Here is a 22,579-nt window from a genome sequence, read left to right as displayed (position 1 = left end):
CTGACTTTGTCAAACGCAATGGGGGGCCAAAGGCCCCCCATAAAACCGTGCTTGGCCAGAAGGCGTACACTTATGTGCCGGAATCCGGTCCAGCGCAGTGCTTATTCGGCAGCAAGCTGGATGCGTTCGAAACCGGTAACCGTGATTTCGTCGCCGATGGTCTTGCCCGTTTCGCGCACGATGTCGGAAATGGTCTTCTTGTCGTCGCGGATGTAGGGCTGTTCCATGAGGCACACTTCCTTCTGGAACTTCTTCACCGCGCCGTCGGCAATCTTGTCCACGATCTGGGCAGGCTTGCCTTCTTCAAGGGCCTTCTGGCGGTAAACTTCGCGTTCACGCTCCACAGCGGCCTGATCAAGGCTGGCGGCGTCAAGGGCCAGGGGGCTGGCGGCGGCAACCTGCATGGCAAGGTTCTTGGCCAGTTCCAGCACTTCGGGCTTGACGGCGCTTTCGGTCTTGCCGCAGGTCAGGTACACAAGAACGCCGATCTTGCTGTTGGCGTGGACATACTGACCCACCACATCGTTGGCGCTCTTCTTGCTGAAGCGGGCAAACTTGCCAAGCTGCATGTTTTCGCCCACAGAGGCAATGAGCTGGGTCACTTCTTCGCCCAGGAGGGCTTCAAGAGCGGCGGCATCGGCAGGAGCCTTTTCAAGGATAACCTGGGTCACGCGGGTGGCCATGGTCTGGAACTGTTCGCCGCGAGCCACGAAGTCGGTTTCGCAAAGCAGCGAACCCATGGCGATGTGCATATTGTCGGCAGTGGCGGCAACGGTCACGAGGCCTTCGCTGGTGGCGCGGCCAGACTTTTTGGCAGCCTTGGCCATGCCCTTCTGGCGCAGCCAGTCAACGGCCTTTTCCAGGTCGCCTTCCACTTCCACCAGGGCTTTCTTGCAGTCCATCATGCCTGCAGCGGTCATGTCGCGCAGTTCTTTAACCAATTGTGCAGTGATAGCCATAGTATACTCCACACGCTGTCCGGCCCCAAGCCGGAGTTTTGTAAATGTCTGATCGGTTGCGCGGCCTCCGCGAAGCGCGGCGCACAATCTTTCATCCAGACGGGGGCAGCGCAGCCTTTACAGGTTGCGCCGCCCCCAGGATACGGAATATGGAAAGGCCTGCTATTCGGCGGGAGCGGCTTCCGGAGCGGAGGCGGCGGCTTCGGCCTTCTGCATGGCTTCTTCGGCGTTGACGACTTCGCCCTTGTGATCCTTGTTCATGGCTTCGCCTTCCATGCAGGCTTCGGCGAAAGCAGCCACAAACAGCTTGATGGCGCGGATGGCGTCGTCGTTGCCGGGGATGATGTAGTCAATGACATCGGGATCGCAGTTGGTGTCGGTCACGGCCACGATCGGGATACCGAGCTTGCGGCATTCCTTCACGGCGATGTCTTCACGGTGCGGGTCGATGATAAAGGCAAGCTGGGGAATGCGGTCCATGTTCTTGATACCGCCAAGGGTTTCCTCGAGCTTGTTCATTTCGCGTTCCAGAAGCAGAATTTCCTTCTTCTGGTAGCGATTGATGGTGCCGTCGCCAAACATGGCTTCCAGCTTCTTCAGACGGTCCACGCTCTTCTGGATGGTGACAAAGTTGGTGAGCGTGCCGCCCATCCAACGGTTGGTCACGTGGAACTGGCCAGCGCGGCCAGCTTCAGCGGCCACAGCTTCCTGAGCCTGACGCTTGGTACCGATGAACAGCACTTTGCCGCCCTTGGCAACAGTATCGACCACTTTGTCGTAGGCGACGCGGAACAGCTTGACGGTCTGCTGCAGGTCGATGATATGGATGCCGTTGCGGGCGCCAAAGATGTAAGGACGCATCTTGGGGTTCCAGCGGCGGGTCTGGTGACCGAAATGCACGCCGGTTTCCAGCATTTGCTTCATGCTGACATAAGCCATTGGGATTCCTCCAAAGGGTTAACTTCTTCCACCCATGCCCTGACCCTGCAACCCGATGTTCGCACCCGAGTGGACAAACCGTCCTTGGGCGCAAAAAATGGACGACACCACACGCGCCGTCCCACCGGGCACCCCGGGCCGCTGCCTTTGGGTGTGCTTGATGGAAAGGGAGTCAATACACTATCACCCTGCGAATAGCAAGCATTGATGCGGAAATTTCCGCGCAAACCGCATATCGGCCTAACGGCTCAGCCCCTGCACAAGCTCGGGTGGGGTTTCACGCAGACTCTTTCCTGCATAAATGACCAGAGCATCGCGGTTCTTTACGCGGGCAAGCAGGCGCGCCCCTTTTCAAACGGCGCATCTATACTTATAGTTAGAAATCACGCTGCGCCTCAAGCGGCGCTGCACATCAACACTTCAGGATTCATCATGAACAAGCACGGATTCACTCTTCTTACAGAACAGCATCTGCACGAAGTGGACGGCACCGCCCGTTTGTGGCGGCACGAAGCCACCGGAGCGCAACTGCTTTCCATTAATAACTCTGACGAAAACAAGTGCTTTGGCGTCAACTTTCGCACGCCGCCAGCCGACTCAACGGGTGTTGCCCACATTCTCGAGCACTCCGTTCTTTGCGGGTCGGACAAATATCCCGTCAAGGAACCCTTCGTGGAGCTGATGAAGGGCTCGCTGCAAACCTTTCTCAACGCCTTCACCTTCCCCGACAAGACCTGCTACCCCATCGCAAGCTGCAATCTGCGCGATTTTTACAATCTCATTGACGTCTACATAGACGCCGTGTTCCACCCGCGCATTGACGAAGATATCTTCCGGCAGGAAGGCTGGCACGTGGAAGCCGAAACGCCCGATGGCCCGTGGTCGTACAAGGGCGTGGTCTACAACGAGATGAAGGGTGTTTACTCATCGCCCGATTCCGTCCTTGCGGAGCAGAGCCAGCAGGCGCTCTTCCCCGATACGCTTTACAGCCTTGATTCCGGAGGCAATCCGGAAAACATCCCCGACCTCACCTACGAGGCCTTTTACGATTTTCACAGCCGCTACTACCACCCCAGCAATGCCCGCTTTTTCTTCTGGGGCGACGACCCGGAAGACGAACGCCTGCGCCTGACGGCAGCCGCGCTTGAAGGTTACACGGCCCGCCCGGTCAATTCAGACGTGCCTTTGCAGCCGCGCCTGGAAACCCCACGCCAGATCGAAGTGGCCTATGCCGCCTCCAAGGGCGAAAAACGCGCCCTGTTCACGGTCAACTGGCTTCTGGGCGAGCGTGGGGACGTCCATCAGGCCCTGCTGATGGAAATGCTCGAGCATATCCTTGAGGGCCTGCCCGGCTCCCCCCTGCGCAAGGCGCTCATCGCCTCCGGTCTTGGGGAAGACACCACCGGCTGCGGGCTGGAGACAGACCTGCGCCAGATGTACTACTCCACCGGTCTCAAGGGCGTGGCCCCGCGCGATGTGCAGCAGGCCGAACTGCTTATTTTTGACACCCTGGCCCAACTGGCGGAAGAAGGCATCCCCCGCTCGGCAGTGGAAGCCGCCGTCAACAGCGTCGAATTCGCCTACCGTGAAAACAATTCCGGGCGCTTCCCACGTGGACTCTCGGCTATGGTGCAGTCGCTGACCACATGGCTGTATGATGGCGACCCGCTGGCTCCGCTGGCCTGGGAAGCCCCGCTTAACGCACTCAAGGCCCGCATTGAGGCTGGTGAACCCGTATTTGAACAGGCCATCAAGGATTGGTTCCTGAATAACGAGCACCGCGCCACCGTGGTGCTGCTGCCGGATACCAAGCTGGGCAAGACCCGCGAAGATGCGGAAAAGGCCCGTGTGGACGCCGTGCAGGCCGCCGCCGATGCCGAGGCCCGCGCCAGGATGGTGGAAGAAACCGCCCGCCTCATGGAAGCCCAAAGCGCGCCCGACAGCCCGGAAGCCCTGGCGACCATTCCTGCCCTGGGCATTGAAGACCTGCCGCGTGAAAACGCCTTGCTGCCCCGCGCCGTGGCAGAACTGCCCGAGACATATCTGACGCACGAACTGCCCACACAGGGTATTGCCTACGCGACCCTGCTGCTGCCCCTTGCCAATGTGCCGGACAGGCTCGTGCCCCTGCTGCCGCTCTTTGCCCGTTCCCTCACCGAAACAGGCACCGCCAAGCGCGACTTTACGGAGCTTGGCGCACTCATGGCCGCCAAAACGGGCGGCCTCGGCGCTGAAACACTGGTGGGCCTTGTGCGCGGCAGCCGCAAGACCTTTGGCTACCTTGGCGTGTCGGGCAAGGCAGTGTACGACAAGCTGCCAGACCTCTTTGCCCTGACCCGCGAAATTCTGCTGGAACCCCTGACGGACGCCGATGTGCTGCGCGAACGCCTGGGCCAGATGCTGCTGGAAGGCAAGGCCCGGCTGGAGCACGGATTACAGTCCGCCGGTCATGCGGCGGTCAGCGCCCGCCTGCGGTCGCGCTTCAACGGCGCAAGCGCCATTGCCGAACGCACGTCGGGCCTGAGCTATCTTGAGAGCGTGCGTGGCCTGCTGGAGCGCATGGACACAGACCCGCAGTCTGTCTTGAATGATCTGGAAGAACTGCGCGCGCGCATCATTGCCCGCCCCGGCGCAATCGTGGACTGCACCGCAGAGGCGCAGGGCCTCGCACTGGTCGAAACGGAAGCCCGCCAGTTGCTGCGCTCGCTTTCGCCCGCGCGGGCAGGGGCGACATCGGACTTTGGCAGCGCCCCTCTGGAACTGCCCAAGGGTGAAGCCTTCATTGCCCCGGCCCAGATCAACTATGTGGGCAAGGCCGCCAACATCTACGATCAGGGCTATGTGTACCACGGCTCCGCCAGCGTTATCCTGCGCAGCCTGCGCATGGGCTACCTGTGGGAGCGCGTGCGCGTGCGCGGCGGCGCGTACGGCGCGTTCTGCAATCTTGACCGCCTGGGCGGCACCCTTGTGTGCGCCTCATACCGCGACCCCAACGTGGACGACACCCTGACGGCCTTTGACGGCATGGCCGAATACCTGCGCACCTTCAGCCCGGACAATGCCCAGCTCACCCAGGCCATTGTGGGCGCGGTGGGCGATCTGGACAGCTACCTGCTGCCCGATGCCAAGGGCGCGCAGTCCCTCTCGCGCTGGCTCACGGACGACACCGATGCCGCCCGCGCCCTCATGCGCGAAGAAATCCTTTCCACCACCGGAAAGCACTTCCGCGAATTTGCCGAAGTACTGGCCGAGGTTGCGCGCAACGGAGCCACCTGCGTGCTGGGCGGGCCCAAGACCGAAGCCGCAGCCAAGGAACACGGCTGGAGCAGCACCAAGCTGGTGTAGCATCCTGCGATTATAGAATGATAAGGGGGAGATTTTCCAGAAATCTCCCCCTTTTGCGCATGGTGGTTGCATGCCGACGCCACATGCCGCGCACAAGGAACACCCGATGCCCCAAGATTCAGGCGATCAGCCGCTCCAGTCAGACACGCCGCATCTGCGGCCCGCGCGCTTTGCAGGCCGTCTGGCCGCGCCTTCCTTTGTACTGCCCGCTGGCGTGGCGGAAAATGCGCGTTTTCTGGCTGGCAAGGTGGACGAGGTAGGTTTGTGTTTTTTTGAAGCCCAGTCCTGCCTGAACTATGGGCCGCAGGACTTGCCCCCCGATCTGGCAACCCTGCCCCTGCGCTGGCATGTGCATCTGCCCGTTGACCTGCCCTGGCCCGACAGCAAGAGCGCCGCGCATCCTGCACGCAGGGCAGCGCAATTGGCATTGTCTGTACTTGGCAAGGCGGCTTTTCTTCAGCCGCGCTGTGCCGTGCTGCACCCGCCCCAGGGATCGCCCATGGTGCAGCGCAGCCTTCTGGGAGGGTTTGCCTATCACTGGAAAAACTGCTGTCATATTCCGCTGTTGCTGGAAAACGTGGGCCACAGCGATATTGCCAGCCTTGGGAATGGCTTTCTTCAGGATCACGGACTGGGCCTGTGTCTGGACGTGGGCCACCTCCTGGGCTATGGTCAAAAAAACCTGTTGGTTTCGACCCTGCCTGAGCAGGCGACCATGACGCACTGGAGCGCCCCCGGCGACGGCGACCGGCATCTGCCCCTCACGGCTTTTACGCCTGGGCAGGCGCATACCGCAGCCGCCATCATGCAGCGCATCCCCGATTCGGCAGTGCATATGGTCGAAATATTCAACTGGAATCGCCTGGCCGCATCCCTGCCGGTGCTGGAAGCGCTTGCGCAAACACATTCCGGCGAATGAACCTTGGCAAACGCATTTTCGCAAGCGGGCTTTCGCAGAAGAACTTTTAAGGAGAATCATGGCTGGCGCCACAGACCACATCGCCCTGCTGCAAAAATGGCGGGCAGGTCTCAGCAAGGACGACCGCTGGTGCATCCTCATCAATGCCGACCCCGATGCCCTGGCATCGGCGCTGGCGCTCAAGCGTATTATGATCCACAAGGTGCACAACGTGGACATTGCGCGCATCAATGAGGTGACCCGGCCCGACAACCTGGCCATGATCCGCTATCTGAACATCCCGGTGCACCCCTGGCAGCCTGAAAATGCCGACCAGTACACCCACTTTGCCATGGTGGATTCCCAGCCGCACCATAGCAAGGCTTTTCAGGGCCTGCACTTTGACTGCATCATCGACCACCATCCCCTGCCCCGCGTCGCCAACAACATTACGGCATGCTCACTGGCTGGCCCGGCCTTGCTGCGTGATATCCGCCCCAACATGGGCGCCACCAGCACCATGATGGCCCGCTATCTCAAGGCTCTGCGCATGCGCCCAGGGCCAAGGCTTGCCACAGCCCTGCTGTACGGCATACGCACAGACACGGCGGCTTTTGAGCGCTCCGGCGGCGAAGACGATTTTCGCGCGTATCAGTGGCTTTCGCGCCATGCGGACAACGGCCTGCTGCGACGTATTCTGCGTAGCGAATACCTGCGGGAATGGCTGCCGCTGTTTTCACGTGCATTCCGTTCCCTTGCCGACTGCCGAGGCGGCGGGGCCTTTGCCTCGCTCAACGAGGTCAACAGCGCAGACCTTTTGGTGGCAGTGGCGGACTTTTTCACGCGGGTGCATGGCCTGCGGTGGATAGCCGTGAGCGGCGTGGTGGACAAAACCGTTATCGTGATCTTTCGCGGCGATGGCGGGCGGGACATTGGCCGTCTGGCGGACGCCTGTTTTTACGACGTGGGCGAGGCTGGCGGTCATCGCAATCTGGCCCGCGCGGAGTTTCCCCTGTCGGCAGTGCCGGAAGGGGTCAAACCCGGCGAATTTGTGCTCAGGCGGATTGAAACGCGCAAGCTGCGGCGCAAAGCAACACCCCCGGATGCCCCCTCAGATCCCGCAGAGCGTGGCGCAGCCTGACCTTGCAAACAATTTTCATGCAAACTTCAATTTTCTATTGACAGACTTTTGCATGCCGCGTAGCTTTTTACCTAGAAAATTTAAGGATACTTTCATGCAGCGCATTTCTTCCAACCACACCTCCTCCTACGCCGCCGGCATCTTTAGCTGGTATTATTTTGCGTACTTTACCGGAGCCTGTGGTCGGGAGCTTTGCTGACGCGTAAAAGTTAGAAAGTTCAACGGGCCGCAGGCAACAAGCCAGCGGCCCTTTTTTTGTATGGGCCGCCGGAAAAAATGCGGCAAACCCCGCCTCATGCGGGTCACCTTAAAGCAGCAGACTGAAAGGAGCGAGCCCATGTACCTTGGAAAAAAAATCCGCCTGGAACGCATCATCAACCGCACAAATGGCCGTACCATCATTGTTCCCATGGATCACGGAGTGACCATCGGCGCGGTTGAAGGATTGGTGGACATGCGCGACACCGTCAACGACATGGCCACAGGCGGCGCAGACGCAGTGCTCATGCACAAGGGCCTTGTGCGTTGCGGACACCGCAACGCGGGCAGCGACATCGGCCTCATCATCCACCTCTCCGCCTCCACCGCTCTTTCGCCCCTCGGCAACACCAAAACCCTCGTTGGCACGGTTGAAGAAGCCATCAAGCACGGCGCGGACTGCGTTTCGGTGCACGTCAATCTGGGCGACCCCAATGAACGCCTCATGCTGGCCGATCTGGGCCGGGTGGCCGAATCGTGCGACAACTGGGGCATTCCGCTGCTGGCCATGATGTACGCGCGCGGCCCGCAGATTCAGAACGGCTACGCCAAGGATGTGGTTGCCCATTGCGCTCGCGTGGGTGTCGAGCTGGGCGCGGACATCGTCAAGGTGCCCTATACCGGCGATGCGGAAAGCTTCTCTGAAGTCGTGGCCGCCTGCTGCGTGCCCGTGGTTATCGCCGGTGGCGAGCGCATGGATTCTACCCGCCAGATCCTCCAGATGGTTCAGGATTCACTGAGTGCAGGCGGCGCGGGCATTTCCGTGGGCCGCAACGTATTCCAGCATCCCAACCGCGTTGCCCTGGTCAAGGCCCTGCGCGCCATTGTACACGACAACGCTTCCGTGGATCAGGCCATGGAAATTGTAGGAGAGTAAGCCGCATGTCCCGCATCTATTTCAACTGCGTTCCCTTTGACAAGGGCGATGTGACTCTGGCGCTGGAATCCGGCGTGGACGGCGTTATTGTGCCGCGCAAGCATGTGGAAGAAGTTTCCGGTCTTTCGCGCTGCCCTGTGTTGGCTGCCGAGGATACCGCCATGGTGGCGCTCAACGTCAAGGCAGACGAAGAAGCCGTGCTCGAACGGCTGCACAAGGGCGAGCGTGTGGTTCTCGCTCGCGGCTGGGAGGTAATACCTGTGGAAAACCTTCTGGCCCAGAGCGACAGCGTTCTGGCTGAGGCCGCTACGCTGGACGAGGCCCGCCTTGCCGCAGGAATTTTGGAACGCGGTGTGGCGGGCATTGTTGTATCCAGAGAGGCCGTGGCCGATCTCAAGACCATTGTCAGCCAGTGCAAGCTCGCGCAGGGGCATGAAGAACTGCTGCCCGCCGTGATCACCCGCGTGGAATCCGTGGGTCTCGGGCACCGCGTCTGCGCAGACACGCTCTCCATCCTGCGCAAGGGCCAGGGCATGCTGGTGGGCAATTCCAGCGCCTTTACCTTTCTTGTGCATGCGGAAACCGAACGCAACGAATATGTTGCCGCCCGCCCCTTCAGGGTCAATGCGGGGGCCGTGCATGCCTACGTGCGCCTGCCCGGCGACAAAACCACCTATCTTGGCGAATTCAAGGCGGGGCAGGAAGTGCTGATCGTGGACGCCAACGGCGAAACAAGCCTTGCCACCCTTGGCAGGGTCAAGATTGAAGTGCGCCCCATGCTGTTGGTTGAAGCCCAGGTTACCACCGAAGACGGCGTTAAAACCGGAGCGGTATTTTTGCAAAATGCTGAAACCATCCGCCTGACCACCCCCGGCGGCGAGCCGGTGAGCGTGGTGAGCCTGAAACCAGGCGATACTGTGCTGTGCCGCCTGGACGAAGCTGGTCGCCATTTTGGCATGCGCATCCGCGAAGACATCCGGGAGATATAAGCATGGACGACAGCAACAGCCACTGGCCCAAAGGCCACCCCGCAGCCGCAGCAGACCGTCAGGCAGCCTCTCCTGATGAGGCGGGCGCGCGCCTTGCCGCCATCCGACACGAGATTGACGCCGTGGATCAGGATCTGCTCACGCTCTTTAACCAGCGGGCGGCCCTGAGCCTCGAAGTGGGACGCATCAAGGCAGATGTGCCGGGCATTATCTTCAAGCCCCTGCGGGAAAAGGAAGTGCTGGACAGTCTGGCAACGCGCAACCCCGGGCCCTTGCCGGAGGAGCATCTGCGGGCCATCTGGCGCGAAATATTTTCTTCTTCCCGCTCCTTGCAGCGACCCCAGAATGTGGCCTATCTCGGCCCGGAAGGCACGTTTTCCTACTTTGCGGGCGTGGAGTATCTGGGCCATGCCGCCCAGTTCCGCCCCTGCAACGATATCACGCAGGTCTTTCAGGAAGTGGCTTCCGGTCAGTGCGAGCTCGGCGTGGTGCCGCTGGAAAATTCCCTTCAGGGAACCGTGGGGGTGAGCTTTGACCTGTTCCTCAAGTACGATGTGCATATTCAGGCCGAGCTGTTCTCGCGCATTTCGCACTGTCTGCTGAGCAACGCGCCTTCGCTGGCCGCCGTGCGCACCGTGTATTCCCACCCCCAGCCCCTGGCCCAGTGCGGCGCGTGGCTGCGCGCCCATCTGCCCGGCGCTGGCCTTGTGCCGGTGGAATCCACCGCTGCCGCCGCGCAGTATGCCGCTGGCAAGGAAGACGCGGCAGCCATCGGCCACGGCAAGCTGGCCGACCTCATGGGCATTGCTGTTCTGGCCCGCCGCATTGAGGATGAACCCGGCAACTGGACGCGCTTTGTGATCATCGGCCCCGGCGATGCGCGCTCGGGCAGCCGCACGGGCGGCCCCCAGCCCGGCCATACCGGCGCGGACAAAACCTCGTTGCTGTTCACTACGGCAGACAAGGCTGGCGCGCTCTCAAGCGTGCTTGACCTACTGGCAAGCAATGGAATCAACATGCGCAAGCTGGAATCGCGCCCCCTGCGCGGTCAGCGCTGGAAATATGTATTTTTTGCCGATGTGGAAAGCGATCTCGAAGATCCCCGCTACGCCCCCCTGCTGGAAAAACTGCACGAAGTCTGTACCAGCTTCCGCATACTGGGCAGCTACCCCACAGGGCCGCAACTGGACCGTCTTGACCTCCACTCGGAAACACCGGAGCAGCCAGCCTCATGAGCCAGAGCACCATTATCATCACCGAGGCCGAAAAGCAGGCCACGGCAAGCGTTACCGCACCCGCTTCCAAATCTGTTTCGCACCGCTACCTTATTGGCGCGGCGCTGGCTCAGGGAGTTTCCACAGTGCGGCATACCCTTGAAAGCCGCGACCTCGAACGCACCCGCGCCATCCTGTGCGGGGCCGGGGCGAGCATGGAAACCCTGCCTGAAAGCACCCAGGCCTCCGGCGCGTGGCGCGTGACGGGCATGGGCGGCAAGCCGCTCGGCGGCGCGGAGGGTGCGCCCCTTTCCTGTGATGTGGAAGAATCCGGCACCACATGCCGCCTGCTCACCGCCGTGCTGGCCGCTGGCGAGGGCGAATTTCGCATACACGGCGCGCCGCGCATGCACGAAAGGCCCATTGCAGAACTGACGGACGCACTCAAAAAGCTGGGGCTTGCCGCCACCTTTGAAGGCAAGCCCGACTGCCCGCCTCTGGTGCTGCACTCCAAGGGCCTCAACCCTGCCCTGTGTGGGGGCGAGGTGACCCTGGGCATGGATATTTCGAGCCAGTATTTTTCAGGCCTGTTGCTGGCGGCCCCCATGGGACCTGCGCCTTTGTCAGTAACGCTTGGCGGGCAGAAAGCTGTATCCTGGCCCTATGTGGGGCTGACCCTGCAATGCCTGACCGACTACGGCATCCGCTTTGACGTGGAAACCCGCGACGAGGCCGATGCTCCATGGGAAATGCTGCCTCCTGGCGCATGGCGCGAACTCAAGGCCGCGCATCCCGGCTGCCTGCGTGTGACAGTCCATCCCGGCGCGTACCGCGCGGGCAACTACACTGTTGAAGGCGACTGGTCTGGCGCGTCCTATCTGCTGGCCGCTGGCGCACTGGGCCTCAAGCCTGTGAGGGTTGAAGGTCTGCGCACGGATTCCCTGCAGGGCGACCGCGCCATGCTGGGCATTTTGCAGCGCATGGGCGCGCGCATGACCATGACGGAAGATTCCGTCACCGTGTACCCCTCCGCCCTTCATGGCGTGGAGCTGGACATGGGCGACTGCCCCGACCTCGTGCCCACGGTAGCTGTGCTGGCCGCCTTTGCGCAGGGTTCCACGCGCATCAGCAATGTGGCCCATCTGCGTTATAAAGAGTCGGACCGCATCAGCGCCCCGGCGCAGGAGCTTGCCAAGGCTGGCGTGGTCATTGACCAGCTTTCCGATGGCATGCTCATTCACGGCCTGGCCGGACGCGGCAACGGCAAACCGGATTGTCCGCGTTTGCCCGAAGGAGTTTCCCTCTCGGCCCACAACGACCACCGCATCGCCATGTCTCTGGCCCTGCTGGGACTGCGCCAGCCTGAAACAAATGTGCGCGCCCTGCTGGACGACCCGCTGGTGGTGCGCAAATCCTTTCCGCAATTCTGGAATATCTGGGAGCAACTGGCATGAACGGCAATCAAGGCAGTAACGGCACTCCTGCCGCCCATAACGGCGGGGAATCCGCTGCGGAGGATGGATTTGACGGTTTTACCGGCTTCTGCCCGCGCAATCCCGTAAAAACCGTCATTGTTGGCTCCACTGGCCGCATGGGCGCCATGCTGCTGGCTCGCGCCAAGTCGGCAGGGCTGAACGTGGCGGGCGTGGACGTGCCCCTGACGCCCGAAGTTCTGGCTCCCGCCTGCGAGGGGGCCGAACTGGCCATCATTTGCGTTCCTGCCGCTGTGTTCAGCGAGGTTATTGCTACGGTCTGCCCGCATCTGCTCCCTGGGGCTGTGCTGGCGGACATCACCTCCGTAAAGGAAATTCCGCTGCAACAGATGGAGAAGGTCTGGGCCGGGCCAGTGGTGGGCACGCATCCCCTCTTTGGCCCCAAGCCGGATCCGCAGGCAGACCAGCCCGTAGCTATTGTGCCGGGGGGCCATGCGGGGCAAATTCATGTGGAACTGGCCTCGGGCTTTTTTACAGCCCTTGGCTGCCGTGTTTTCTGCACCACGGCCGAAAAACACGACAAGGCCATGGCCAGCATCCAGAATATGAACTTCATCACCAGCCTGGCGTACTTCGCCCTGCTGGCGGAGCATGAGGACCTGCTGCCCTTTCTTACGCCTTCATTCCGCCGCCGCCAGAACGCTGCCCGAAAAATGCTGACAGAAGACGCGCGCATGTTCGCTGGCCTGTTTGAAGCCAATCCCTACAGCTACGAAGCTGTGCGCCAATACCGACAGATGCTCAACCTCGCCGCCGCTGGCGATATTGACCTGCTCAGCCAGCGTGCCCGCTGGTGGTGGCAGGAAGAAGAGGATCAACAAACGCACTGACTTCAAACAGCTCGCAACAAATGACGCACATGCGGAGGAAACTCCATGCGCCCAATGAGCGTTGCGCCCTGATCTGATATGCCCGCCATTTCTCTGACGGGCATATTTTTTGCTATTGTCTGGGCAACGCGCTTAACAGCGCCAACCAAACCAGGGCGGTAAGAGCATGTTCGGTTCGCAGGAAGATCCAAGCAGAACAGAAAAAGCCACTCCAAAACGCGTCAGCAAGCAGCGTGAGGAGGGCAATGTTCCCAAAGCGCCAGAACTGGGCAAGGCCGTGAGCCTGCTTGGGGGCTTGTGTATTCTCTATGCCTGGATTGGCCCCATGGCCGACGACATCAAGCGCCTGTTCCGCCACTTTCTCAGCCACTCGTGGGAGTTCGATCCCAACCCTGAAAACGTATACAGCCTCAGCATTGACGTCACGCTTGAAATTGCCCGTATGATCATGCCCATCCTGCTGACTCTGGGCTTTCTGGCCTTCCTGGCGCAACGCCTACAGGTGGGAAAACTCTGGACAACCAAGGCGATACGCCCCACATTGAAGCGCTTCAACATAATCCAGGGCCTCAAGCAGATGCTGGCATCGCCGCAAACAGCCCTGCGCACTATCAAGAGCCTGCTGTTTTCTCTTGTTCTCGGCATCATCCCCGGCTGGATCATCTTCAAGGAACATCAGAATTTTCTGCCCATGTACTACGCCAGCACCGAGGGCGTGGCGACCTACATGCTGCAAATGGCTTTCAAGCTGACCTGCTACGCGCTGCTGCCAATTATTGCCATTGCCATTTTTGACGTATGGCAGTCGCGCTATGCCTATAACGAAGGCATGAAAATGACCAAGTCGGAAGTGAAGGACGAGCAGAAGCAGGCTGAAGGCGACCCCGTGGTCAAGGGGCAGCAGCGCAGAAAAATGATGGAAATGATGAGCAAGCGCATGCTTGCCGACGTGCCCAAGGCGGATGTGGTGGTCACAAACCCCACGCACATAGCCGTGGCCCTGAGCTATAATACCTCGGAAGCTCCCGCGCCCATCGTGCTTGCCAAGGGCGCAGACCATCTGGCCGAAAAAATCAAGGAAGTAGCCCGCGAAAACCGGATTCCCATTCGCGAAAACGTACCTCTGGCACGGGCTTTGTATAAGTCCACAGAGGTGGGCGACATGATTCCCGAAGAGCTTTACAAAGCGGTGGCTGCTGTGCTGGCCAGCATCTGGAAGCTCAAGCCCAAGGCGGCAACGCCCTAGAAAGGCAAGAAAATTTTCCATTTTGTCCATACGTACCAGGGTAAACCCGCTTTCGGGAACCAACGCAGAGAGGTGTCATAAAAATGGCTGCCGTAGTAATCCCCCAGCTTGATTACGCTCGATTTTCAAAAAACGGCGAAATATTTCTTGCAGCCGGTGTGGTCACCATCCTGTTTGTCATGCTGGTGCCTCTGCCCACGTTTTTTCTCGATTTCATGCTCTGCATCAGTATTTCCATTTCACTGCTGGTGCTTATAACCACAATGTTCATGACCTCGCCGCTGGAATTTACCATCTTTCCTTCGCTGCTGCTGGTCACAACCCTTCTGCGGCTGGCGCTCAACGTTGCGTCCACCCGCCTTATTCTGCTCAACGGCAATATGGGCGCAAACGCCGCTGGCGAAGTCATCCGAGCGTTCGGCCAGTTTGTTGTGGGCGGCAGTTACGTTGTGGGCGCCGTTATCTTTATGATCCTGTTCATTCTGAACAAGACCGTTATCACCGCTGGTACTTCGCGTATTGCAGAAGTGGCGGCCCGCTTCACCTTGGACGCCATGCCCGGCAAGCAGATGGCCATTGAAGCCGACCTCAACGCTGGTTTGCTGGATGAAGAACAGGCCAATGCCCGCCGCGCAGGGCTGCGCAAGGAAGCAGATTTTTACGGCGCCATGGACGGTGCCTGCAAATTTGTTTCAGGCGACGTGAACGCAGGCATGTTCATCACCCTGGTGAACCTTGTGGGCGGCATCATCATTGGTATGGTCCAGAAGGATATGGACTGGAACACAGCCCTCACCACCTATTCTCTGCTGACCATCGGTGACGGCCTGGTTTCCACCATACCTTCCATTATTGTTTCCACAGGCACTGGCCTGTTGGTTTCGCGCGCCGCCTCCGAAGCCAAGATGGGCGAAGAATTTCTGGCCCAGCTTACCTTCAACAGCCGTGCGCTCAAGATGGTCTCGGGCGTGCTGCTGCTGTTTGCGCTGGTTCCCGGCCTGCCGACCATCCCCTTCCTCTGCATATCCATCCTCATCTTTGTGGTGAGCCGCCTCACGGAAAACAAGGATCAGGAGGCCGCCAACAAGGCCAAGGCAGACAAGAAAAAGAAAAGCGGTTCCGGCACCGCCGATACGCCGGAAGAGGTACAGGCCCTGTTGCCCCTTGATACACTTGAGCTTGAAGTGGGCTACGGCCTCATCCCCCTGGTGGACGAAGAACAGAGCGGCAACCTGCTGGCCCGCATCCGCTCCATACGCCGACAGTTTGCGCTGGACATGGGCGTGGTCATTCCCTCGTTGCACCTGCGCGATAACCTGCAGCTCAAGCCCGGCCAGTATGCCCTGCTTATCAAGGGCAATCAGGTGGCTTCGGCAGAAATTCTGGTCGATCACTTTCTGGCCATGGATCCCGGCAACGTGACCACCAAGATCAGCGGCATTGAAACGCGCGAGCCTGCCTTTAACCTGCCTGCCCTGTGGATTCCAGACAGTCAGCGCGAGGAGGCCATGCTTGCGGGCTACACGGTGGTTGACCCGGCAACGGTTATCGCCACGCATCTGACGGAAGTGTTCAAGCGTCAGCTGGCCGACTTTCTTGACCGCCAGGGCGTGCAGGGGCTGCTGGACACGGTCGCCAAGCATTCGCCCAAGGCAGTGGAAGACCTGGTGCCCAACGTGCTGCCCCTTGGCGTGGTGCAGAAAGTGCTGCAACTGCTGGTGCGCGAAAGCGTCAGCATACGCGACATGCTCACCATTGTGGAAACTCTGGGCGACTTTGGCTCAAGCGTCAAAAATCCCGACACGCTGGCAGAATATGTGCGCGAAAAACTCTCCCGCGCCATTGTGCGGCCCTATCTGGACAGCCAGGGAACGCTTTCAGTGTTGACCCTTGCGCCCAATGCCGAGCGCCTGGTGCAGGAAGGCATTCGCCATGCCGACAACGGCGTGACCTTCCTCTCCATGAATCCGGCTGTGGCCCAGCGGCTGGTGAACAATATCAGCACGGCTGCCGACAATGCGGTGAATACCGATGCCCAGCCGGTGCTGCTGGTGACACCTATCATCCGCCCGCATCTGGCCCAGATTGTCACGCGCTTTCTCCCCACGGTGCCGGTCATCTCGCAGGCGGAGATTCCGCCCGACATCCGGCTGCAATCGGTGGGCGTGGTCAGCGCCGACTAATCCGGTCTGGCTCAACGTTACGCGGCGCTCCGACCCTTGAGTCAGAGCGCCGCTTTATTTTTTATATTACGCTTCAGCTATCAGGATTCGTTGCCTTTTACTTTTCCACCAGCTAGTATTGTCTATGACGAAAGCTGCGTTCATGTGACTGTTACCGCATGGGCCAATACTGCCCAAAAAGTTGGCCCCGAATTTGCAGATACTGGTCTGTCGTCAAACAAACGGCACTGATGCGCCGCTGGGCGATATTGAACCGTTAGGCAAAGGAATGGGCCATGCAGGTAAAGACGTTCACAGGGGCCACATCACAGGAAATTCTGGCCAGAATCAAGGCCGAGATGGGGCCTGACGCCGTTATCCTGGGCAACCGCACCTATCGCAAGAACGGTGCCGTCTGCCATGAAATAACTGCCGGGATCGAGCGCCCCAAGACCGAAGCAGCGCAAGCCGCAGGCGCGCCTGCAGGTTGGGGCGAATGGCACAAGGAATGGATGCATCTCAAGGATCAGATCTTTGCCTTGATGAAGCCGGCCATTCAGCTTGAACGCCTCACGCCCCGCCAGCGTGTTGCTCTGGAATATTTGCAGCGCGAAGGTGTTTCTGACTCTGTGGCGGTTGACCTTTATCAGCGTTTGCTGGCCGAACCCGGAGCCTCTGTGCTTGAATGCCTCTGCGGCATGGTGCCGATCAAGGCCTGGGGCGCGGAACAGTGGCGGCAGCGCATCCACCTGATGGCCGGGCCTTTCGGTTTTGGTAAAACCACAACGGCCCTGCGCTTTGCACTGCACCTGCGCAAACACGAGCCAGAAGCGTGCATTGCCTTTATCAACGCCGACTGCCTGCGCGGCAACGGCAGACTGATTTTGCGCCACTGGGCGGAACTTTCCAATTTTACGTATATGGAAGCGCCGGACAAAGCCGCCATGGAACTTGCCCTGGCCGCCACCCGCGAGGCCCGCGCCGTATTCATTGATGTTCCCGGCCTTGACCGCAACGGCAATCTTGCCCACTGGCGGGCCGACATGGGCCTGGACACTGTGGAAGCTGCTACGCACCTTACGCTTTCGCCATTTTTTGACGCACTGCAAACACAGGCGTTTTTGCAAAGATACAAATTTGAAGGGCCTGGCTCCCTTGTATGGACCAAGCTGGACGAAGCCGTAAGCTTCGGCAATATTGTGAATGTGGCCTGCGCTGCCGGATTGCCGGTTTCAGCACTGTCGTTCGGCGCGGAACTCAAGGAAAGCCTTGCCCCGGCCACCGAGCCGCTGGTCTGGCGTCTTATTTTCAAAAGGCAACTTCCCGGCCAGGCCGCCTAGCGCGGCATGAGCCATAACATGTGGAGCAGACAGATGAGCGGCACTTTCCCTCTGGTTTTTTCCGTCACCTCAGGCAAGGGCGGCGTAGGCAAGACCAATATCTCGGTCAATCTCGCCATTTGCCTCGCGCAGCTGGGCAAGCAGGTGGTGCTTATTGACGCCGACCTCGGCCTGGCCAACGTAGACGTGGTGCTTGGTCTGACCCCGCAGAAGAATATTTTTCATCTGTTCCACGAAGGGGCCACCATTTCGGACATACTCTTTCCCACGCCTTACGGCTTTTCCATCCTGCCTGCTTCTTCCGGCATGAGCGAAATGCTCACCCTTTCCACTGGGCAGAAGCTTGAACTGCTTGAAGCCGTAGACGAAATGGAAGACGGGCTTGACTACCTCATCGTGGACACAGGTGCAGGCATCAGCGACAACGTGCTCTATTTCAACATGGCAGCGCAAGAACGCCTGGTAGTGCTTACACCGGAACCGACTTCGCTCACTGACGCCTATGCCCTTATCAAGGTGCTGAAGAACAATCATGGCGTTGAACGCTTCAAGGTGTGCGTCAATATGGCCCCTGACCTCAAGACGGCTAAGGACATGTTTGTACGTCTGCATCAGGCCTGCGACCATTTTCTCAGTGGCGTCTCCCTGGAACTCGTGGGCGTTATCCCGCGCGATACCGGTGTGCGCAAGGCCGTGGTGCAGCAGTTGCCCTATTGCATAAGCGAACCGCAAAGCCCGGCGGCAAAGGCCACCATGTCGCTGGCCAAGAACATCAGCGCATGGGAAGCCCCCGAAAACCTCGACGGCAACATCAAGTTTTTCTGGAAAAAACTGCTGTTCCGCTAGCATTGCAGATGGGATTTCGGGCCTGAAAAGCCTTTGGCGACAGAAACAACGTTCCATAACCTCAACGTGTCAAAAAAGCAGCGCAACCAGCCTTGGCGGGCAGGTGGAGCGAGGCATAACAGGCATCCAGATGCCACGGGGTAGAAGAGGCAAATCCGAAGGAAACCAACATGAAGACCGGCACAGCGCAAGCGCAAGCTCCCTGCCCCTGGGAAGCGCTCGAAACCGGGGCAACCCCTTGGGAGAGCTTTTCACCGGCAGAGCAGGAATCCGTGGTGCGTCACTATGCGCCCAAGATACGCTTTCTCGCTTTGCGGCTCAAAGCCAAGTTGCCACGCAGCATAGAACTGGGGGAGCTGATCAGCTCCGGCACCCTGGGCCTCATGGAAGCCTTGGGCAAGTTCAGGCCGCAGCTCGGCATCCGCTTTGAAACGTATGCCGAAAGCCGCATCAAGGGAGCCATGCTTGATGAATTGCGCCGACTTGACTGGTTTCCCCGGTCCTTGCGTCAGCGTGTGCGGGTGCTTGATGAAGCCATGCGCAAGGTTGAGCACGAGCAAGGCCGGCAGGCCACCGAGGACGAGCTGCAAAAGATCACCGGCCTCGACATGCGCGATGTGCGGCAGGGGCTTGAGGCCCTGCAAAACCAGCTCTGGATTTCACTTGACGCCATTCAGGACACGCTCTCGGGCGAAGGCCCCGAAGGCGGAGAACCCTTCCGCAGCACTGCCCTGCAAGAGCTTGTGGAGCGCGTGGCGCCGCTGATCGACCGCTTGACGCCAAGAGAAAAGTTGGTACTCTCGCTATATTACACTGATGAGTTGAATATGCGTGAAACTGCCGAAGTCATGGGCATCACCGAAGGCAGGGTTTCACAATTACATTCACAGGCCCTGAGCCGCCTTCGCAAGGAATTTCATAATCTCTACGGCGAAGGCACTGAAATATAAGCTTACAACAGACAGTGGCGCACGGCTGCAACGTCTGTTGCAAACCGATATTGACGGCGCTTCAAGGAGTTCTTCTCATGCCTTACAATCCGAATATGCGAGTTCTTGTGGTTGACGATTTTTCCACCATGCGCCGTATTGTGCGCAACATTCTGCGCCAGCTTGGTTTTCAGAACGTGGTGGAAGCCGATGACGGCACCTCGGCATGGGAAGTTCTGAACCGCGAAAAGATCGACTTTATCGTTTCTGACTGGAACATGCCCCAGATGACAGGCATTGACCTGCTCCGCAAGGTTCGCTCAAGCGAGCAGTTTGCCAACATCCCCTTTCTGATGGTTACTGCTGAAGCCCAGCAGGAAAACATCATTGAAGCGGTACAGGCCAAAGTTTCCAACTATATCGTCAAGCCTTTCACGGCGGACACGATGAAGCAGAAAATCGACAAGATTTTCCCCTAGAGTATTACACGTTAAAATACTTGCCAGTGGCGGTATGCATTCGCCCGGCAATCATGCGTGGCGCGGATATATACAAGTATCTACGCAAGGCAGCCAGCCTTTTCCCAGGCGACCTGCCCTTTGGGCACAGCGCCAAGATTTCCCTGGCTTTGACGGCCCGCTCCTGGCCGGGGTCAGCGCTGTACGCGCTCTCCTGGTTCGGGGCGGGTTTTTTGTTCTTAGTGGTTGCGGTAGTATAGTGTTGGTCACGGCATGGAACAGATGAACAGGCCGTGATTGTCAGGAGAGGCGCGTGGCTGAAAAGCAGGATTTGAAAGACGCCCCCGTCAAGGATGAACTTCAGGTTGCGGTCAGCCAGGATACAAGCCTGCGCAAGGTCGAACTTGATCTTGACGATGCCCCGTTCCTTGTGGAACAGGCGCCTCCTCCCCCGGCCAAAACAGAGGAAGCCCCACTTCAGGTAGCCGAAGAAGGGGCCGAACAACCCAAGAAGAAAAAAAAGCTGCTGATCATTGCTGCCGCTGCTGGCCTGCTCGTGCTGCTGGTGGCAGGCGCTGCAATCTGGTGGTTTGTACTGCGCACTCCCCCGCCGCCGCCTCAAGAGCCAATCAAGCCAGAGGTGATCGTAGTGCCTTCTGCAAAAACGCCCACTGCCCAGCCTGACAGCGTCAAAGAACTGGCGCCCTTTGTTATCCCCCGACAAACAGCCACTGGCGCGCGCTTTTTAATCTGCAAATTTTCAACAGTCAGTCAAAGCCCCAGGGTGGGCATGGAGATTGACCACAAGCTCATTCCCCTACGCGATGCCCTGTATTATTACCTGAGCAGCAAGTCGGACGAGTTTTTGCTGAATCCAGCCAATACGGCCACCATTAAGAAAGACCTCAGCGGCGTGCTGAACGATTACCTGACGCAGGGTCGCATTGATGACATTTTGTTTGAAAGCTACCTGAACGAATAGCACAGCAGCTTCTGGCGGGCAGTGAAGCCCGCAGACGCCAGCGCCTGTAGCGCTGCTCAAGACATATTTGCTGCTGCATACGCGACCCTCTGAATGGTCGTACGGGCCCCCGAATCCGGCAACAGGAGGCCTCCATGAGCGTTGACGCCACCATGGCCGTGCTGTATGCCCAGACCAGCCTGGCCACATCCGTAAGCAATGCCGCTGCTGTCGCCCCGCAGGCATCGGCTGCCATGTCGCGCGTTCTTGCCGCCGCCATGGCAAAGCAGGAGCAGCAACAGGTAACGCGCACAGAACCCGGAAACCAGACGGCGCTGACCCCGGATGCCGATCACCAGGGCGCTCCCCATTTTGGCAGCCGCAGAAGGCGGCGGCCCCCCCCTGAACCGGAAACCCCATCGGGTGAAACTTCATCCCCGCTTGTGGGCAACCTCTTGAACATAAAAGTATGAACGACACCCTGCTTTACGCACTTATCATGCTCTTTTCCCTCTTCGAGCTTGCCATACTTGGTGGTGTGCTTGTTTTTTATCTGCGCTTGCGCCGGTCAGAAGCGCTGCTCAACGCATTGCAGGGCAATCAGGACAGCCTGCTGGCGCGCATAGAAATGAACGCTCGGCTGGAAAAGGAAATCGTGGCTACGTTTGCCCAGCGGCAGGCGGAATTGCGGAATCTGGATGAGAAGCTTGAGGCGCGCACGCATGAACTGCGCCGCTTGCTGGAACAGGCAGAGGGCATCAGCCGCTCCCCCCAGTTTTTGCGGGAACTGATTTTGAATGGACACCGCAAAGGTCTGAACAGCCGGCAGATCGCCAAAAACGCTGGCCTCAGCGTGGATGAGGTGGATCTTATCCTCGCGCAGAACGTCCAGTAACGCCATCCGGCCCTGTAGCTGCGGGCAGCTATTCCTGATGCAAGCCCACATTCCCAAACAAACAGGCGCTCACTCCGGCGACCAAGCTAGAAGTCAAGCTTGAACTGCATGCCCAGCCCCAGGGCAGATTCCGGCTGCTTGTTGGCATTGGCGCGCTCGCGCTGCTCATCCTTGAGGATCAGCTCGGGCCCGACCCTGATGCTCAGGTCATCGCCTGCGTCCACATCCGCATAGGCCCGCACAACATGGCGGCTCTGCATGGGGACGTTTTCGTCCGCCTCCAGTTCATGCTGTCCCTTCTTCCGCCACGCGGAGTCTTCCTGCCCAACGCTCACGGCCATGCCGCTTTTGTGTTCTTCTTTTGCTGGAGGCCCTTTGAGGGCAGAATTGATGCTGGCCGTTGTATTTACTGATTTTCCCTTGGGCGCGTCATCCCCCACGGCCCGCTTTTGCAGATCGTTGGAGCTTGTGCCTTCCCGCCATGCATCTCGGCTCTGCGCCTCGCCGCCAAACGCCCACGCTGGCGCGTGAATGCCCTTTGAGTTCTTTTCCTTCTGCTTGCTTTCGCGTCGGTTTGCCTTGGCAGAGTCCCCCTTTTTTTCGCCAGAACGCTTGGCTCTGGAGCTTTTTGGGGCAACCTGGGGGGCACTTATGTCGGTCTGTTCTGGCGGAGCCGGATTTTCCTTGGCGCATGCCAGATCCGGCGCAGAGCAGCACAAGCCCAGCGCGACGCAAAGAGAAAGGAAAATCAGGGGTAACTTTTTATCCATGTTTTTCCCTTTACGACAGGCATGCCCCT

General features: G+C 59.4%; 20 protein-coding genes. 17 read left to right on the top strand and 3 right to left on the bottom strand.

Annotation, left to right across the window (positions count from 1 at the left end):
* Positions 1-101: 101 nt before the first annotated feature.
* Together tsf and rpsB are read right to left on the bottom strand one after the other, a co-directional pair.
* The gene (gene tsf / locus ACUZ79_RS03680; RefSeq protein WP_449250736.1) at positions 102-959 is read right to left on the bottom strand and encodes a translation elongation factor Ts; all 858 of its coding nucleotides are present in this window, start codon (positions 957-959) and stop codon (positions 102-104) included.
* Between the two features lie 162 nt (positions 960-1,121).
* Positions 1,122-1,898, bottom strand: a complete 777-nt coding sequence (gene rpsB, locus ACUZ79_RS03675) for a 30S ribosomal protein S2 (protein WP_240823615.1) — start codon at positions 1,896-1,898, stop codon at positions 1,122-1,124.
* 432 nt (positions 1,899-2,330) lie between these two features.
* On the opposite strand from rpsB, the gene ACUZ79_RS03670 reads away from it, so the two are divergent.
* The 17 genes from ACUZ79_RS03670 to ACUZ79_RS03590 all read left to right on the top strand — a co-directional run bounded on the left by ACUZ79_RS03670 (position 2,331) and on the right by ACUZ79_RS03590 (position 21,780).
* The gene (locus ACUZ79_RS03670) at positions 2,331-5,243 is read left to right on the top strand and encodes an insulinase family protein (RefSeq protein ID WP_449250735.1); all 2,913 of its coding nucleotides are present in this window, start codon (positions 2,331-2,333) and stop codon (positions 5,241-5,243) included.
* 106 nt (positions 5,244-5,349) lie between these two features.
* Positions 5,350-6,162 carry a cobamide remodeling phosphodiesterase CbiR gene (cbiR, locus tag ACUZ79_RS03665; protein WP_449250734.1) on the top strand — a complete coding sequence of 271 codons (813 nt, stop codon included), beginning with the start codon at positions 5,350-5,352 and terminating at the stop codon, positions 6,160-6,162.
* A 58-nt stretch (positions 6,163-6,220) separates the two neighbouring features.
* A complete protein-coding gene (locus ACUZ79_RS03660; RefSeq protein ID WP_449250733.1) occupies positions 6,221-7,282 on the top strand; it encodes a DHH family phosphoesterase in 1,062 nt (353 codons plus the stop codon).
* A 337-nt stretch (positions 7,283-7,619) separates the two neighbouring features.
* Entirely contained in the window at positions 7,620-8,417 is a 798-nt protein-coding gene (locus tag ACUZ79_RS03655) for a 2-amino-3,7-dideoxy-D-threo-hept-6-ulosonate synthase (RefSeq protein ID WP_240823611.1), read from the top strand.
* 5 nt (positions 8,418-8,422) lie between these two features.
* Complete coding sequence (locus ACUZ79_RS03650; RefSeq protein WP_240823610.1) at positions 8,423-9,406, top strand: 3-dehydroquinate synthase II family protein; 984 nt, start codon at positions 8,423-8,425, stop codon at positions 9,404-9,406.
* Positions 9,407-9,408: 2 nt separating this feature from the next.
* Positions 9,409-10,641, top strand: coding sequence for a prephenate dehydratase (gene pheA, locus ACUZ79_RS03645; RefSeq protein ID WP_449250732.1), 1,233 nt, complete (start codon positions 9,409-9,411; stop codon positions 10,639-10,641).
* Positions 10,638-12,074 carry a 3-phosphoshikimate 1-carboxyvinyltransferase gene (locus ACUZ79_RS03640; RefSeq protein ID WP_449250731.1) on the top strand — a complete coding sequence of 479 codons (1,437 nt, stop codon included), beginning with the start codon at positions 10,638-10,640 and terminating at the stop codon, positions 12,072-12,074. Before pheA ends, ACUZ79_RS03640 begins: the two co-directional genes overlap by 4 nt.
* Before the next feature lie 137 nt (positions 12,075-12,211).
* Positions 12,212-12,943, top strand: coding sequence for a prephenate dehydrogenase/arogenate dehydrogenase family protein (locus ACUZ79_RS03635; protein WP_449252160.1), 732 nt, complete (start codon positions 12,212-12,214; stop codon positions 12,941-12,943).
* A 166-nt stretch (positions 12,944-13,109) separates the two neighbouring features.
* The gene (gene flhB, locus ACUZ79_RS03630) at positions 13,110-14,189 is read left to right on the top strand and encodes a flagellar biosynthesis protein FlhB (RefSeq protein ID WP_449250730.1); all 1,080 of its coding nucleotides are present in this window, start codon (positions 13,110-13,112) and stop codon (positions 14,187-14,189) included.
* Between the two features lie 83 nt (positions 14,190-14,272).
* The gene (gene flhA / locus ACUZ79_RS03625) at positions 14,273-16,372 is read left to right on the top strand and encodes a flagellar biosynthesis protein FlhA (protein WP_449250729.1); all 2,100 of its coding nucleotides are present in this window, start codon (positions 14,273-14,275) and stop codon (positions 16,370-16,372) included.
* A gap of 275 nt (positions 16,373-16,647) precedes the next feature.
* Positions 16,648-17,691 carry a flagellar biosynthesis protein FlhF gene (locus ACUZ79_RS03620; RefSeq protein WP_449250728.1) on the top strand — a complete coding sequence of 348 codons (1,044 nt, stop codon included), beginning with the start codon at positions 16,648-16,650 and terminating at the stop codon, positions 17,689-17,691.
* Between the two features lie 33 nt (positions 17,692-17,724).
* Positions 17,725-18,537, top strand: coding sequence for a MinD/ParA family protein (locus ACUZ79_RS03615; protein ID WP_022657631.1), 813 nt, complete (start codon positions 17,725-17,727; stop codon positions 18,535-18,537).
* Between the two features lie 170 nt (positions 18,538-18,707).
* Entirely contained in the window at positions 18,708-19,487 is a 780-nt protein-coding gene (locus tag ACUZ79_RS03610) for a FliA/WhiG family RNA polymerase sigma factor (protein WP_240823604.1), read from the top strand.
* A gap of 77 nt (positions 19,488-19,564) precedes the next feature.
* Positions 19,565-19,945 carry a chemotaxis response regulator CheY gene (locus ACUZ79_RS03605; protein WP_192112196.1) on the top strand — a complete coding sequence of 127 codons (381 nt, stop codon included), beginning with the start codon at positions 19,565-19,567 and terminating at the stop codon, positions 19,943-19,945.
* A 292-nt stretch (positions 19,946-20,237) separates the two neighbouring features.
* The gene (locus ACUZ79_RS03600; protein ID WP_449250727.1) at positions 20,238-20,906 is read left to right on the top strand and encodes a flagellar basal body-associated FliL family protein; all 669 of its coding nucleotides are present in this window, start codon (positions 20,238-20,240) and stop codon (positions 20,904-20,906) included.
* A gap of 134 nt (positions 20,907-21,040) precedes the next feature.
* A complete protein-coding gene (locus ACUZ79_RS03595; protein WP_240823602.1) occupies positions 21,041-21,358 on the top strand; it encodes a hypothetical protein in 318 nt (105 codons plus the stop codon).
* Complete coding sequence (locus ACUZ79_RS03590) at positions 21,355-21,780, top strand: hypothetical protein (protein WP_022657626.1); 426 nt, start codon at positions 21,355-21,357, stop codon at positions 21,778-21,780. The genes ACUZ79_RS03595 and ACUZ79_RS03590 overlap by 4 nt, the downstream gene beginning before the upstream one ends.
* Positions 21,781-21,866: 86 nt before the next feature.
* Here ACUZ79_RS03590 and ACUZ79_RS03585 read toward each other — a convergent pair whose 3' ends face one another.
* Positions 21,867-22,550, bottom strand: a complete 684-nt coding sequence (locus ACUZ79_RS03585) for a hypothetical protein (protein WP_449250726.1) — start codon at positions 22,548-22,550, stop codon at positions 21,867-21,869.
* Between the last annotated feature and the right edge of the window lie 29 nt (positions 22,551-22,579).

The organism is Desulfovibrio faecalis, assembly GCF_053570625.1.
The sequence above is the reverse complement of the archived record's forward strand: the minus strand, read 5'-3'. Positions and strand labels throughout refer to the sequence as shown.